This is a genomic window from Haliscomenobacter sp., assembly GCF_965225875.1.
Taxonomy (GTDB): Bacteria; Bacteroidota; Bacteroidia; order Chitinophagales; family Saprospiraceae; genus Haliscomenobacter.
In genome coordinates, this window is the sequence record NZ_CBDDBS010000002.1 from 3,363,945 (window position 1) to 3,377,311 (window position 13,367).

At 46.9% G+C, this 13,367-nt stretch carries 13 protein-coding genes; 3 read left to right on the forward strand and 10 right to left on the reverse strand.

Features of this window, described 5'->3' with window-relative positions; genetic code table 11:
* Window positions 1-39: 39 nt before the first annotated feature.
* Window positions 40-1,935 carry a CBS domain-containing protein gene (locus ACO08K_RS16105; protein WP_421797431.1) on the reverse strand — a complete coding sequence of 632 codons (1,896 nt, stop codon included), beginning with the start codon at window positions 1,933-1,935 and terminating at the stop codon, window positions 40-42.
* Window positions 1,936-2,222: 287 nt separating this feature from the next.
* Between ACO08K_RS16105 and ACO08K_RS16110 the strand changes: the two genes are divergently transcribed.
* Window positions 2,223-2,759, forward strand: a complete 537-nt coding sequence (locus ACO08K_RS16110; protein ID WP_421797432.1) for a hypothetical protein — start codon at window positions 2,223-2,225, stop codon at window positions 2,757-2,759.
* A gap of 5 nt (window positions 2,760-2,764) precedes the next feature.
* Here ACO08K_RS16110 and ACO08K_RS16115 read toward each other — a convergent pair whose 3' ends face one another.
* Entirely contained in the window at window positions 2,765-3,682 is a 918-nt protein-coding gene (locus tag ACO08K_RS16115; protein WP_421797433.1) for a UDP-3-O-(3-hydroxymyristoyl)glucosamine N-acyltransferase, read from the reverse strand.
* A gap of 189 nt (window positions 3,683-3,871) precedes the next feature.
* Between ACO08K_RS16115 and ACO08K_RS16120 the strand changes: the two genes are divergently transcribed.
* Window positions 3,872-4,420: a fasciclin domain-containing protein gene (locus tag ACO08K_RS16120; RefSeq protein ID WP_421797434.1), complete on the forward strand. Its 549-nt coding sequence runs from the start codon at window positions 3,872-3,874 to the stop codon at window positions 4,418-4,420.
* A gap of 373 nt (window positions 4,421-4,793) precedes the next feature.
* Here the strand turns inward: ACO08K_RS16120 and ACO08K_RS16125 are convergent, their stop codons facing one another.
* From ACO08K_RS16125 to ACO08K_RS16150, 6 genes are all read right to left on the reverse strand, one after another.
* Window positions 4,794-5,828 (reverse strand): DUF3078 domain-containing protein, encoded by a 1,035-nt coding sequence (locus ACO08K_RS16125; protein ID WP_421797435.1) that lies wholly within the window; start codon window positions 5,826-5,828, stop codon window positions 4,794-4,796.
* 15 nt (window positions 5,829-5,843) lie between these two features.
* Entirely contained in the window at window positions 5,844-6,695 is an 852-nt protein-coding gene (locus tag ACO08K_RS16130) for a mechanosensitive ion channel family protein (RefSeq protein ID WP_421797436.1), read from the reverse strand.
* A gap of 30 nt (window positions 6,696-6,725) precedes the next feature.
* Window positions 6,726-7,019 (reverse strand): hypothetical protein, encoded by a 294-nt coding sequence (locus ACO08K_RS16135; RefSeq protein WP_421797437.1) that lies wholly within the window; start codon window positions 7,017-7,019, stop codon window positions 6,726-6,728.
* 8 nt (window positions 7,020-7,027) lie between these two features.
* Window positions 7,028-7,627: an RNA polymerase sigma factor gene (locus ACO08K_RS16140; RefSeq protein WP_421797438.1), complete on the reverse strand. Its 600-nt coding sequence runs from the start codon at window positions 7,625-7,627 to the stop codon at window positions 7,028-7,030.
* Between the two features lie 203 nt (window positions 7,628-7,830).
* Window positions 7,831-9,147: an ABC transporter permease gene (locus ACO08K_RS16145; protein ID WP_421797439.1), complete on the reverse strand. Its 1,317-nt coding sequence runs from the start codon at window positions 9,145-9,147 to the stop codon at window positions 7,831-7,833.
* Window positions 9,148-9,177: 30 nt separating this feature from the next.
* A complete protein-coding gene (locus ACO08K_RS16150) occupies window positions 9,178-10,095 on the reverse strand; it encodes an ABC transporter ATP-binding protein (RefSeq protein ID WP_421797440.1) in 918 nt (305 codons plus the stop codon).
* Window positions 10,096-10,299: 204 nt separating this feature from the next.
* On the opposite strand from ACO08K_RS16150, the gene ACO08K_RS16155 reads away from it, so the two are divergent.
* Entirely contained in the window at window positions 10,300-11,025 is a 726-nt protein-coding gene (locus ACO08K_RS16155; protein ID WP_421797441.1) for a hypothetical protein, read from the forward strand.
* A 132-nt stretch (window positions 11,026-11,157) separates the two neighbouring features.
* Here the strand turns inward: ACO08K_RS16155 and ACO08K_RS16160 are convergent, their stop codons facing one another.
* Window positions 11,158-12,087 (reverse strand): DUF4835 family protein, encoded by a 930-nt coding sequence (locus ACO08K_RS16160; protein ID WP_421797442.1) that lies wholly within the window; start codon window positions 12,085-12,087, stop codon window positions 11,158-11,160.
* An 11-nt stretch (window positions 12,088-12,098) separates the two neighbouring features.
* Complete coding sequence (gene coaBC / locus ACO08K_RS16165) at window positions 12,099-13,295, reverse strand: bifunctional phosphopantothenoylcysteine decarboxylase/phosphopantothenate--cysteine ligase CoaBC (RefSeq protein ID WP_421797443.1); 1,197 nt, start codon at window positions 13,293-13,295, stop codon at window positions 12,099-12,101.
* Window positions 13,296-13,367: the final 72 nt, after the last annotated feature.

The following is a 13,367-nucleotide window of genomic DNA, read 5'->3' on the forward strand; positions in this document are numbered from 1 at the left end:
GTAGTGGGGCAAAAATGATCACTTATTTTTTTATCGCCACTAAGCCTCCCACTGCTCGATCAATCGTGCAGTAATGTCCAAAAAGTCATTTTCAGTAATGATGCCCACCAGTTCGCCATCTTGAACCACGGGCAGGCAGCCAATTTTTTTGTCCCGCATCAATTTAATGGCATCCAGAATGAGCATGGATGGGTGCACCGAAACCGGTTCTGCAATCATGATGTCCTGTACCCGTTGAAGGCTGGGCTCTTCCAGTTCGGTTTGTTTGGCCAGGTGCCGCAAAACCAGACGGGCAGTAATCAAACCACACAAATGACCTTTTTGGTCTTCTACGGGCAGGTACTGAATGCGCCGCCAGTCCATCAATTTGGCGACCAACTGAATCAGATCGTCCTTTTGCACCGTAAAGAGATCGGTGGTCATGAACTCTTCCACTTTGAGGCTGTTCGCCCGATAATGTGGTAAGTCCTGAGCGCTGGGTGGGGTCCATTCGTGCACAGGCAAGTTTTGTTTTTGGCGGTTGTGAATAGCGGCAGTAAGGGTTACGAGGGCTTCGTCCTCGCGCAATTTTCGGCGCAAACTGGAGTAACCTTTGAGTTGCCAGATGGCGCCATTGGTATGGCCTTTCATGCGCGCTTCGGCGATACCCAGGTATTGATCAATGTCGGCACTGGCCACTTGGCGGGCTTGAAGGCCCAAACGGGCCAAAGGAATCAACTCTTGCAACAACAAGTCTCGGGCACTGATTTTTTGCCCATCAAACCAGGAAAATTTAGAATCCAATCCAAATGCGGCGGCTTTTTCAAAATTGGAACGCACATCCTCCCAGCTCATTTTTTGGCGCACATCGGGGTAATGGAGTTGGCAACCAATCATCGCGCCCGTCCAAAACGCGGTATTGGCCATTTGATCCACTACGCTGGGCCCAGCGGGCAAAATCCGGTTTTCGATGCGCAAATGGGGTTTCCCATTCGGACTAATGCCGTAATAAGGCCGATTCCAGCGGTAGATGGAGGAATTGTGTAGGCGGAGCGCGAGTAGCAAGGGCGTTTCACCCCGGCGGATTTTTTCCTCCACATTTTCTTCACTTTCACGGGCGATCAGTGTGCGGAAACGCGCCAGGTCCTCGCGGTAAATGTCCAAAATGGAGTTTTCCACCCAATTGTTGCCAAAATTGACTCGGGTACTGCGTTCGCGCAGGTGGTCGTGGGTGGTGCGCACGTCCAGGGCCTGCTGAAAGAGGGCGATGCGGCTTTCGTGCCACAATCTGCGCCCAAAAACGATTGGAGAATTGGCCCCCAATGCCAAAGTGGGTCCAGCCAGCGCCAGCGCAAAATTGTACATCCGGGCGTATTCCCCGGGGTTGACTTGCAGGTGGATTTGGAAACTGGTATTGCAGGCCTCCAACAAGGGGGTGTCATGCCGCACTTGAAGTTCATCGATGCCGCGCAGGCGAAACTCAAAGGCTTGTCCATTGCGCTGTGCGGTCATGGCATCGATCAGGAGGTTGTAGCGCTCACGTGGGGTCAGGTTGTGCCGTTCCAGGTCGTGTTTGCGGATGGTGGGTAAGATACCGGTGAGCAGGAGTTCGGCGTTGAAAGGCCCTAGGTTGTCGCGAATTTCTTGCAGGCGTTGCAGGATTTCCTGCTCCATGTTTTGAAAACAAGCGCCCGTAAAGTCCTGAGGTTGGAGGTTGATTTCGAGGTTGAAGCGCGCTAGTTCGTTGTCCAACCAGGGGCAATTGGGCATACTTTCCAAAATTTCAACGGCGAGGGGTAGCGGTTTGTAGGTTTTGGCATCTACCACACAAATTTCCTGTTCAGCTCCAATGCGGGCAACTCCGGTTTCAAACCACTGGTGGTCCAGCATGTACTCGACGGCCTCAATGTCGGCCAGTAGGGCCCGCATAAAGTTTAGCATTGGTGTAGAGTCCATGTGGTGGCCATTGAGCGTAATTTGTTTTGCTGTAACTATTTAGCAGCCGCCTGCGGCGGGATTTTTCACCACGAAGACACTAAGGCGCAAAGACACGAAGAGACAACATTTTTGCGCTTAATGTCTTTGTGCCTTAGTGTCTTCGTGGTATAAAATAAAAAACCGCCGCAGGCGGCTGCTAAATAGTTACGTTTTGCTGCAAAATAAGGATTGTTGTTATTCCTTGTTCATGCAAAAATTTTAATGCCTAATCCACGTTTGACAAGGGATGAAAACATCTTCCAGCTATGCGTAAAATTTGCCTTTTTATCCTCCTTCCGCTCCTTTTGGCCACTTGCCAAAAAGACAAGCGGGAACGCCTTTTTGAAATCCTGGTCCCCAATATTACTTTCGAAATTCCGGCGGGCTTGAGCGGCGGCTTACCACGGGTATTTGCCCTGGACAACTTGAGTTCCAGTGTAGTCGCCCTGGCTAAAAATGCGGGCATCGATACGGCGACAATTGTGGAAATCCGGCCACGTGCGGCTACTTTACAGGCGATTCAAGGCAATGCCGATTATTCCTTTTTGCAGGAGGTAGTGATTCGGGTGTGTCGAAGTGGTTCGAATGTTTGTTATGCTACGGATGAAGCGTTCAGTATTGTGTATTACGATGAGCGGAAGATTGGTTCACGCATCAATCTGAATCCTTCCTTGCCCAACCTGCGGCGTACCTTAATTCGGGAACGGTACAAGCTGGAGATTTTGTTTTATTTAAAACCGGGTGCGGTATCGCCTACGGCTATTCCGACCAGATTAGATATGGTTTTTGAAGCGGTAAAATAGCCCTTTCATTTTTCGTTGGTAATCCTTCTGAGCGTCGCCAACTCTTTGTACGCGGCCCTTGCCTCTTGGGCAGGATAGCCAAAATAAACTTTACCTTCTTCCAAATCCTTGGAGACCCCACTTTTAGCCAAAACGACCACTTTGTCCCCTATGTGTAGGTTTTGAGCAATGCCGACCTGGCCATACAAAATGACATCGTCGCCAACCACACAATTGCCTCCAATGCCGACCTGAGCCGCGAAGAGGCAACGTTTGCCTACCACTACATCATGACCAATGTGTACCTGGCTATCCAGTTTGGTTCCTGCACCTATCAACGTATCGCCAGAGACACCCTTGTTGATGGTACAACCAGCGCCCACATCTACCCGATCTTCCAGAATCACCCGACCACCAGAACGCCATTTGAAAAAACCTTCGGCGCTGCGCTTGAAATAAAAGGCTTCGGTGCCGATGATTGCGCCGGGCTGAACAATCACGTCTTCCCCAATCAGGGTATGTTCGGCAATGGTGACGTTGGCCATGATGTGGCTGTTGGCACCAATTTTTACATGAGGTCCAATTACCACATTGGGCTCGATGATGGCACTGGGATGAATTTCAGCCAAGGGGCTGATGCTGTTCTGTAGGTGTTGATAAGGCCGATGCTCCAGCACAATGCTGTTGTAGGCTGCAAAAGGGTCTGCACAAAATAAGAGGGTTTTGCCTGCCGGGGCTTCCACCCGTTCATTCAGGATCACAAAAGTGGCAGCCGAACTCAGCGATTTTTCAAAGTATTTTTTTACATCTACAAAAGTGATGTCTCCGGGGCGTACCTGGTGAATTTCATTGATGCCAGTGGCAATGGCCGTGGCGTCGCCAATGATTTCGGCATTGATCTTTTGGGCGATTTCCTGGATTGGAATGGGTTGGTCGAATGTCATGGATGCTGTTTTTTGATCATGTCCAATTTTCGCCTAAAACAAATAAATTAAACAGGACCTAGCTGCTAGGTGCAAAGAAAATCAAAAAAGAATAAATTTTTTTCAGGATTCAAAATCCAATTCCCCACCTGCCTCCGTAATATCTTCTGTAACTGATTTACAAAATCACCCGATAACTTTTTTGAAAACATGAAAAACAGTATGAAACTGGCCACATTGGCCCTGGCATTTGTTTGTGTGAACCTTTCCTTGAATGCCCAAACGGTAGACGTTGGTGGCGAACCAATGTACCCAACCAAAAATGTGGTTGAAAATGCCGTTAAATCCAAAGCCCATACCACGTTGGTCGCTGCAGTAGGCGCAGCAGGTTTGGTAGAAACCCTGAAAGGCGCTGGTCCTTTTACCGTATTTGCTCCAGTAAATGACGCTTTTGAAAACCTGCCAGCGGGCACGGTTGAAACGCTATTGAAGCCGGAAAACAAAAAGTCGCTTACCGGAGTGCTCACTTACCATGTAGTATCAGGCAAGTACGATTTTAAAGCCTTGTCCAAAATGATCAAAAAGGGCAATACTACCCTCAGCACGGTGAGCGGAGGCAAACTCCAACTAAAAATGAATGGCATGCACAACATTCAAATCATGGATGAAAACGGTGGAATGGCCAACATCAATACTTATGATGTGTACCAATCCAATGGTGTTATTCACTCTATTGATGCAGTGCTGTTGCCTAAGTAACGCAGAAAAATTAGCTTCCCGATTTTGGCTTTTGAATAGAAAGTCGAACGGTTCATTTCAAGTGAGCTTTCTATTCAAAAGCCTCTTTAAAAATCGGGAAGTAATTTTTTGCGTCATACTAAAATGTAAATAGGGGGAACTTTCATTAGCATTCTGCAGGCTTCCTCGTGAAGTCTGTAGATATGCAAGCTCAGGATACGAGGTTTTGATGAATTGAGTAGCCTGAGCATTTTCCCTTTGACATACTTCTCTTTTTACGCTGAGCCTTATGAATAAATGTGCCTGTTAGTCATTGAGAAAACGACCAATGAAAAAGTCCGATCAGCTTAATTGCCAATCGGACTTTTCTTGTTTAACCAAATCCGGTTTTTGCTTAAAAAGTTATCGCGTACTTCAACAACAATTGTTGTGTAACACTCAAGCGAGGCCCGGTTACAGGTTTGCCGCCGCCATCTACCTCAATGCCATTGATGGCGTTGAAGTCGGAGGTGAACATATTCATGTCATCGTCATAGAAGAAATTGACGAGCAGTCCCAATTGGAAGTTTTTGAACAGGGTCCAGGACAAGCTGTTGCGCCAATCCATGTCCACGTTTTGCGGGTTCTTCAGGTAATTGCTGAACAACAAAAGGTTGGAGGTGTAAGCCAGTTTATCCCCCAAAAATTTGCTGGTGTACACTGCCCGCAGCTGGCTACCCAATTGTGCATCCACATTCTCAGCAGCAATGATGTTGCCCTGGGCATTTTTGGTCACCGGGTTGCCATGTACGCCGCGCAGGGCAATGGCATCGCTGCTCACGATTACCCACTTGGCACCCAATGGCGAGTAAAATAGCGAAAACTTGGCACTAGGCTTATAATCTACCCCTAGCGCAAGGTTGATGATTGCAGGTGAAAACAGCTGGGCCAGGCGAGAAGAACCTTCTACATTGTTCAGAAAAAGGCCGGGAAAACTGCTGCCCCCCTGATAAGTGGGCGTCAGTTGGCTCAAAAAGTTGAAGTCTGCGGCATAAAATACCTTGGATTTTTCGGCAGTTTTGAAGCCCAGCTTCGAGTTCAGCACCAATTCATCCAGCGATTTTTGGAAAGGTACGTTCGCCGCAGTGTTATTGATGCGCACTACCCCGGTACCCAGGCGTTGTACACCAAAATTCCATTGACCCAGGTTGCTCCAGGCGACGCGCCCTTTTTGATAGTTCCCAAATACGTTGATGCCGCCGCCAAAGCCCAGGCGGTCTTGCGCAGCACCCTGCCGGGGGTTAATGTTGAGCAACTGATCGAAAGCCAGCGCCAGGCCAGCGCCACTTTTCCAGTAAGAAGTGTCTTTCACGGCTGCTTCTTGTCCATAACTGGCAAAGGCTACCCATACAAACAGGAGAAGCAGTTTGTAGCGAAGTGATCGTTTCATTGTTGGTCGTTTGGATTATTTGAATATTTCGTATTTCTCGCTGGATAATTTATTTAGGGGTACCACAATTTTGCGGTCATCAGCATCGAGGGTCATGGTGGAATTGTCCATCGCAACGATTTTACCTTTTACGCCGTCGATAGAGATGATGTCACCCACCTTTACTTTATTCTTGTTGTAATAGGCTGCCAGTAAATTGCCAACCAAAGGCCGCGAAGCATAGCCGTAGCCCACTGCAAAAGCGCCCACAATACCTGCTAGGATAATGGAAAGATTGTCCTGGATAAAATTGGTGTCAATGCCCGCCTGCGACAGTGTGATCATGGCCACATTGATGAAGACGAAATAAAAGACAAAATTGGCAATCAAGCCAGCCGCAGGAATATTCAGTGAAGCACAAGCAGTATGCACAAGTTTTTTGAGCATATCGGCAAACAGGATACCAATCACAAAAACCACCAATGCGGAGAGGATACGTGGCAGGTACTCAAATATTTTGCTGATCATTTCCGACACCGCCGTAATGCCCAAGGTATCGGTTGCAGCCATAAAAAAGAAAATAAAAATCACGTAATAAAAAAACTTGCCTACCATAATGGAGGGCTTGAGTTTTACGGGAGAACGAGCGATAAAATCAATTTGATTGAGCCGATCTCCCAATTTATCCGCGCCGATGCGCTCCAACAATTTTTGGAAAAACCGGGAGATCATTCTACCCAAAAACCAGCCCAAAAATAACAACAGCAATGCACCTATAAATTTAGGTACAAAAGCAATCAAGTCATTTGAATACTTGTCAAACGCAGGTTTATACTTATTGTAAAGGTTGTTGAACCAGTCCATAAAGCTTAGTAGAATAAGGCTCATAATCAATGGGTTAGATTGAAGGATTTTTGTTTAACGAATAACCTCAGGACTTTGAGGGCCTACACCAGCGGGGCCATGGTTGTCTGGCCGATCCGGGGTGTTGGGTGGAATGTGGTTGGGATTTTGGGAATGATCGGGGTCGTTGCCGCCAGCCGCCATAACCATGACCCCAACCATTTGGGACATGTACAGGTCGGCGACGTCGCCGAGCATGCGCAAAAAACCGAGGTTGCCCCACACACTGCTGACAATGCGTTCGTACTTTTCGGGTGCGATGCGCTCGACGTCTTCTTCGAGCATCCGTTGGAAGTTATTAGGATTCATAAGCCGAATTAGTTTGTGGCCGGCATCAGATCTTCCTTGACCTTTTGGGCCTTTTCTTTGGCACGTTTTATTTGCATTTTCACCGCGCTTTCGGTTTTGTTCAAAATTTCGGCAATGTCTTTGATCTGCATGTCATCCTGGTATTTCATCAGGAGAATGATGCGATCGGGAGTAGGAATTTCATCCAATACCTTGCGCAATGTATCGACTTCTAGCTGAAGCAAAGCCTCATCAGGCACCTCGTCGGCCGTATCGGGTGCTTTTTCGATGTCGTCGGAAAACAACTCACCGTGTTTTTTATTTCTTCGCAAATAATCGATGCAAAAGTTGTACGTAATGGAATACACCCAGGTAGAAAACTGTGCTTTTTCCCCAAATTTGGCAAGGTTGAGGAAAATCTTCAAGAAGATTTCCTGGGTAGCGTCGTGAGCCAATTCCTCGTTTTTGAGGATAGAAATACACTTGGCATACACCTTACTCACATACCGGTTGTACAACAAAGTGAAACAGGGGTTTGCCTGGGTTTGCAGGTAAACATGGATCACTTCAAAATCCCGCATTTCTTTGTTACAGGTAACAGCACTCAATTTCCATAGGTGTTGATTCACCTGCGAAGATAAACAAAAACCGTGATTTGTGTTTTTAGACGTCAAGAACTGAAAAAAGGTACGCTATGAATCTAAAAAATCTTAAAATTTTTAACTAAAACAGTAGAGATGAAAGATGAAAGAGGCTACCGCAGTGACTTAGACAAAGTCCTTGTCAAAAGCGCTGCGGTAGCCTCTTTCATCTCTCATCTTTCATCTCTTACTCACTCTTTATAAAATATCCATTTTGCAAATTCCTTGAAGGTTCCTTTTTTTCCATACAACAAAATCCCAACCCGATAGATACGACCAGAGAGCCATACAAAAAATACGGAAGTGCCAATCAAAACCAATACTGAGGTAATGACTTGCCATGCCGGTGGATTACTGGCTAAAATGGCTGGCATCACAATGGGTGAAAACAAGGGGAAAATCGAAGCGAATACTGATAAACTGGAGGTTGGTGTTTCAACTGCCTTGATCATGATGTAAATGGCGAGTACAACTGGAATGACAATCGGAATCGTTAGTGTTTGAGCTTCCCCCATATCATCACCAATCGCAGAGCCCACTGCAGCAAACATGGAGGAATACAGGAAATAGCCCCCCAGGAAATAAACAATAAACAGCGGCAAAATCAAACTCCAGCGAATATTGCCGACCTCATTCATTGCGGCCATCACCAGCGCTTGGGTATCATCAGGATTAATGGCAGGTGCTCCGGGGCCCATTGGCATTTGTTGCTCAGGATTGAAGCCCATCGTAACCTGAGCAATGGTGATCAGCAGCGGAATCAGGATAGCCCAGATGAGCACCTGGGTAAGCCCCACTGCACCGACTCCGATGATTTTGCCCAACATCATCTGGAAAGGTTTTACCGAAGAAACCATCACTTCCACGATGCGGTTGGTTTTTTCCTCCATCACCGAACGCATCACCATTGTGCCGTAAATAAAAACGGCCATGTACATGATGAATCCCATGATAAAACCTATACCAGCACCAATGGCACTCGTAAGCTTAGTAGCATCCTTGCCCCCTTCTTCGATGGGTTCGGGTTCTACATCTACTGAAGTGTTGAGCGCCTCCAGTTGTTTGCGCTCCAGCTTGAGTGCGTCAATTTTGTAGTCGCGCAGGGCGTCACTGACCCTATCTTCGATGTGATCTTCGGTTTCCAGCGTCGATTGTCCAGTGGTGTAGTAGAACACCTGGTAATCTTTGCTAAACAAGTCGTCAATTTTGGGTAAAACTAAAATGGCATCATAGCCACTGTTTTTAAAGTTTTTGCGCAACTGGGCCAGCGGCTTTTGTTCAAATTTGAAGTACAGACCTTTTTCATCCTTTAGTGCTCCCTTGAGGATCCCACTGTCATCGATGACCGCAATTTTTTTAGAATCATCACTTTCGTAAGAAAAAATGAGGCTCGCTACTACAAAAAAGGCTACAAAAGCCAAGGGAGTAACCAGGGTGGCGATAATGAAAGAAGGTCGGGTTACCCGAGTGAGGTATTCCCGTTTTATGATGAGAAAAAGTTTATTCATGACTGTTGATTTGAATAATGGAAAATAGGATTAAGCCTTAGCTGGTTGGTGGTTTTTTTCCACTGCTTGAATAAAAATTTCATTCAGGGAAGGCATAATTTCGTTGAATGCGCTGATCTGTACCCCTTGTCCGAGGAGGTGTTGCAGCAAAGCGCTGGAGTTGCCTCCTTCAGCCAAACCAACTATTAGGGAGTGAGGTTGTTGATCAACCACTTCAAATCCCGGCGGCAGAGTCCCTTTCCATTCTTCAGCAAAGTCAACCTTGAAGCGGTTCTGTTTAAAACTGTTGCGGATGGTTTTGACCGGGCCATTGAGGATGTTCTGGCCCTGATCGATCAGTACGATGTTGTCACAAATTTCTTCAACCTGCTCCATGCGGTGGGTCGAAAAGATGATGCTGACCCCTTTGGCTCGCAAATCAGCAATTTCGTCCTTGAGCAAATTGGTATTGATGGGGTCCAGCCCAGTGAAAGGTTCGTCGAGGATAATCAGCTTGGGGTTGTGCAGTACGGTGGAGATGAACTGGATCTTTTGTTGCATCCCTTTGGATAGTTCTTCAATTTTTTTGCCCCACCAATCCGTCACTTCAAATTTTTCCATCCAATACTTGAGCGCTTGTTTGGTGTCGCTGGCGGAAAGCCCCTTTAATCGAGCCAGATAAGTGAGTTGTTCGCCCACTTTCATTTTTTTGTAGAGGCCACGTTCTTCGGGCATGTAGCCAATCTGTTCGGGGTGCCGGCTATTGAGCGCCTGACCATCCAGGAAAACCCTGCCGCTATCCGCTCGGGTAATTGTGGTGATGATGCGAATCAGCGAGGTTTTGCCTGCTCCATTGGGTCCCAATAAGCCAAAAATCGAAGCGCGAGGTACTCCGAAGCTGACGTCGTTGACCGCAATTTTTTTGTCGTAGGTTTTTACTACGTTTTGTAAGTCGAGAATCAAATCCATGTGCTGCTAGATGAGAACTATTTGAAAAAGCCTAGTTAAAATCAATCAGGAAATTAGTATATTTGGAGGCAGTAGTGCAGAATTTCGGATGTACATCCCTGTTTAGAGGACAAAAGTACATTTTATCTTCGTGACCCCACCCCCGGGTTTGCGTCAAATAAGTATAAAAAAACAATTGATTATTTCATCCAACCCATCATTGCTATGAAAAAAATTGCGCTGCTTTGTGCAATCTGTTCCTTTGCCAATTTCATCCCTATGCAGGGTCAGGATATCACCCCCCAGTCTAGTTTAACCCCGAAGGGAATCGATATCCCTGAAGATTATGATATAGCTCAATCCAATACTTTGCGCATCAATCTACCCAATGTAGATGAAAAACTGGTGAAGCGGGTGTGGTCTTCTTTTGCCCGTACTCAACTGCGCAGCAAAGTGCGCTATGACCGTAAGACCAAACAACACTTGGCTGATCAGGCGCAGATTAAATCTTATGGCGAAACCAATCTGGAGTACGCCAGCCGCCAATCGGGCAAGGACGTCAATTTTGAAATTACCTTCCGCGAAAACAACTATGTTGAAATGGAAGTTGGTGGCTTTTCGCAGCAACGCAGCATCAATGCGACCAATCTGCAACGCAACCGTGCTGCCAAAGATGTATTGACTGATTTTGCCCGCGAAGTACGCCGCGAACAAACCCGTCTCGAACTGGTGAACGAAGAGAAGAACCTGAAAAAAATGGAAAGCGAGTTGCGCACCTTAAAAAATGCGAATACCCGTTACCACCAGGAAATCAAACAGGCGGAAGAACGGATCGCAAAAGCGAAATCCAACATTTCTCAAAATGAGAAAGATCAGATGGATACCCAGAGAAAGCTCCAGGATCAGCAGAAGATGGTTGAGGCAGTGAAGCGTAAAATGAGTAGCATTTAATTCTACTAAGATGTAGCTTCGGCAGGCATCTACCCTCATACAATGTATTAAGAGAGAACTTTACGTTCGGCCTGTTCGGGTTCACCGGGACAGGTCTTTTTATTTTAGCTTAGTTCAAAAAATGAAACACAATTACTGCCGCAATTGCCGATAATTATTCGCATTGGTTGGATCGATCCGCGACATGATGTCCGCTACCTTATCTTTTTCAGCGGGCGAACCCACTTTGAAAATTTCGGTAATCTCCTTTGATTTTGAGCTGAGGAACAATTGCATCAGGATCGTATTCGGGTAAGTATCAAAAGATTTACGCGCGTTTTCCAGGGTCTGGGAAATGATCGAACGGCCTCTAGCGGGATCTTGCGACATTTGATCCAACCCCAAGCGGTGGTAAGCGTATTGCAACTCCCGCATCGGCTTCATCCGGGGCGAAGACCAGTTTTCGCTGATCCAAAAACGGTTGCGGTTGTTGCCTTCAATAGAGCTCCAACCCCGCCCTTTTACCGCAGAAGCACTCTGTGCCACATTCACAATTTGTTGGGCAGCCTGAAAATAATCCGAGCCGCCGTTCAAAGAAAAGGAATCATAATCCATACCCAGAATGATGTGGATGTAAAAAGCCACCACCTGCGAAAGGTTATCGTTGAATACCGACTTGCTGAATTGCAAGGGTTGAAACTGTTCGTATTTAAAAGTTACCTCGCGGTCGATGTAATTGAAAAGAGTGGTTTCATTGTTGGTGCCGTAAATCGGGCGTGAGGCCTGAATGGCCAATTCCGCAGTGTACACGTTGGGGATGGGTCTTTGGCTGTCGTCGGTGGCTTCACCGGTGATGGTCAACAAAATATTGCCTTTGATGCGCTCTTCCTGACGAAAATCGTCTTCGGTCCACTTGCTGCTGTTGACAAATTCTCTCAGCGACTGTTCCAAACCATTGAATACCGCTGGATCAGCCGTAAGCAAACGTTGGATGTTCACTTTGGTGGTAAAATTCAATTCCTGGGCTTGAATCATGCTCAAACCAACAAAAACCAATACAAAGGGCATGAAAAAATTTCTCATAGCAGCAGCTATTAAACATTGAATAAATCGATCATTGCTTGCAGAATATCCTCCGCAACCGCATTCTTTGACTTTAACTCAAAATCGCGTTTCTTATTGTTTCTGAACAAGATGCTGATTTTGTTGGTATCGTGGTTAAAGCCGGCTCCGGCATCGCGTAATGAATTCAGGACAATGCAATCGAAATTCTTTTTTTCCAGCTTGCCCTGAGCATTACTTTCTTCATCATTGGTTTCCAGGGCGAAGCCAATCAGCAACTGACCTGCCTGTTTCATTTTGCCCAAATCGGCGGCGATATCGGGGTTTTTGATCAGGTCCAATTGCAGCTCTTCCCCTTTTTTCTTGATTTTTTCCGTAGCTACCGTTTTTGGGCGATAATCGGCTACGGCGGCAGCCAGGATAGCTGCGTTCATTTGAGGGAACAATTGCACCGCAGCGTCATGCATTTCCTGAGCGGTTTCAACCTTGATCAGTTTCACCGCTTTTTCTTGTGGGGTCAATTTGGATGGCCCCAATATCAGGGTAACTTCTGCACCACGGCGAGCTGCCGCATCGGCGAGGGCGATGCCCATTTTGCCGGATGAACGATTGCCAATAAAACGTACCGGGTCAATGGGCTCGTAGGTAGGGCCAGCGGTAAGCAGGATTTTTTTACCCGCCAGATCCTGTTTTTGGGCAAAAAAACGCTCCAGGTAGGCCACAATATCCTCAGGTTCAGCCATCCGCCCTTCGCCCGAAAGGCCACTAGCCAATTCTCCAACGCCTACTGGAATGAGTTGGTTGCCATAGCTGATCAAACGCTCTACGTTGTGCCGGGTGGCAGGATGATGCCACATGTCCAAATCCATGGCTGGTGCAAAAAAGACCGGGCAACGAGCCGACAGATAGGCCGCCACCAGAATATTGTCACAAAGCCCATTGGCCAATTTCGCCAAAGTAGTCGCAGTTACTGGCGCAATCAGCATCGCATCGGCCCATAGGCCCAGCTCTACGTGGTTGTTCCAACCCGTTTCAGAACTGACTTCGCTGTATACCGGACGTTTGGAGAGGGTGGAAAGGGTAAGTGGGGTTATAAAATCCTGGGCGGAGGGTGTCATCAACACCTGGACCTCGGCTCCGGCTTTGATCAGTAGGCGCGTGAGAAAGGCGGATTTGTAGGCAGCAATACTACCGGAGATGCCGAGGATGATTTTTTTGCCTTGCAACACGATCTTTAATTATGAGTGATAAATGATAAGTGATGGATCTTTGCTTGGCATTCAAATCTCCCGATTCATCAC

What these genes read in the sequence shown, in the direction of transcription:
- ACO08K_RS16105 (WP_421797431.1), bottom strand. Translation starts at nt 1,935, where the DNA reads ATGGACTCTACACCAATGCTAAACTTTATGCGGGCCCTACTGGCCGAC.
- ACO08K_RS16110 (WP_421797432.1), top strand. Translation starts at nt 2,223, where the DNA reads ATGCGTAAAATTTGCCTTTTTATCCTCCTTCCGCTCCTTTTGGCCACT.
- ACO08K_RS16115 (WP_421797433.1), bottom strand. Translation starts at nt 3,682, where the DNA reads ATGACATTCGACCAACCCATTCCAATCCAGGAAATCGCCCAAAAGATC.
- ACO08K_RS16120 (WP_421797434.1), top strand. Translation starts at nt 3,872, where the DNA reads ATGAAAAACAGTATGAAACTGGCCACATTGGCCCTGGCATTTGTTTGT.
- ACO08K_RS16125 (WP_421797435.1), bottom strand. Translation starts at nt 5,828, where the DNA reads ATGAAACGATCACTTCGCTACAAACTGCTTCTCCTGTTTGTATGGGTA.
- ACO08K_RS16130 (WP_421797436.1), bottom strand. Translation starts at nt 6,695, where the DNA reads ATGAGCCTTATTCTACTAAGCTTTATGGACTGGTTCAACAACCTTTAC.
- ACO08K_RS16135 (WP_421797437.1), bottom strand. Translation starts at nt 7,019, where the DNA reads ATGAATCCTAATAACTTCCAACGGATGCTCGAAGAAGACGTCGAGCGC.
- ACO08K_RS16145 (WP_421797439.1), bottom strand. Translation starts at nt 9,147, where the DNA reads ATGAATAAACTTTTTCTCATCATAAAACGGGAATACCTCACTCGGGTA.
- ACO08K_RS16150 (WP_421797440.1), bottom strand. Translation starts at nt 10,095, where the DNA reads ATGGATTTGATTCTCGACTTACAAAACGTAGTAAAAACCTACGACAAA.
- ACO08K_RS16155 (WP_421797441.1), top strand. Translation starts at nt 10,300, where the DNA reads ATGAAAAAAATTGCGCTGCTTTGTGCAATCTGTTCCTTTGCCAATTTC.
- ACO08K_RS16160 (WP_421797442.1), bottom strand. Translation starts at nt 12,087, where the DNA reads ATGAGAAATTTTTTCATGCCCTTTGTATTGGTTTTTGTTGGTTTGAGC.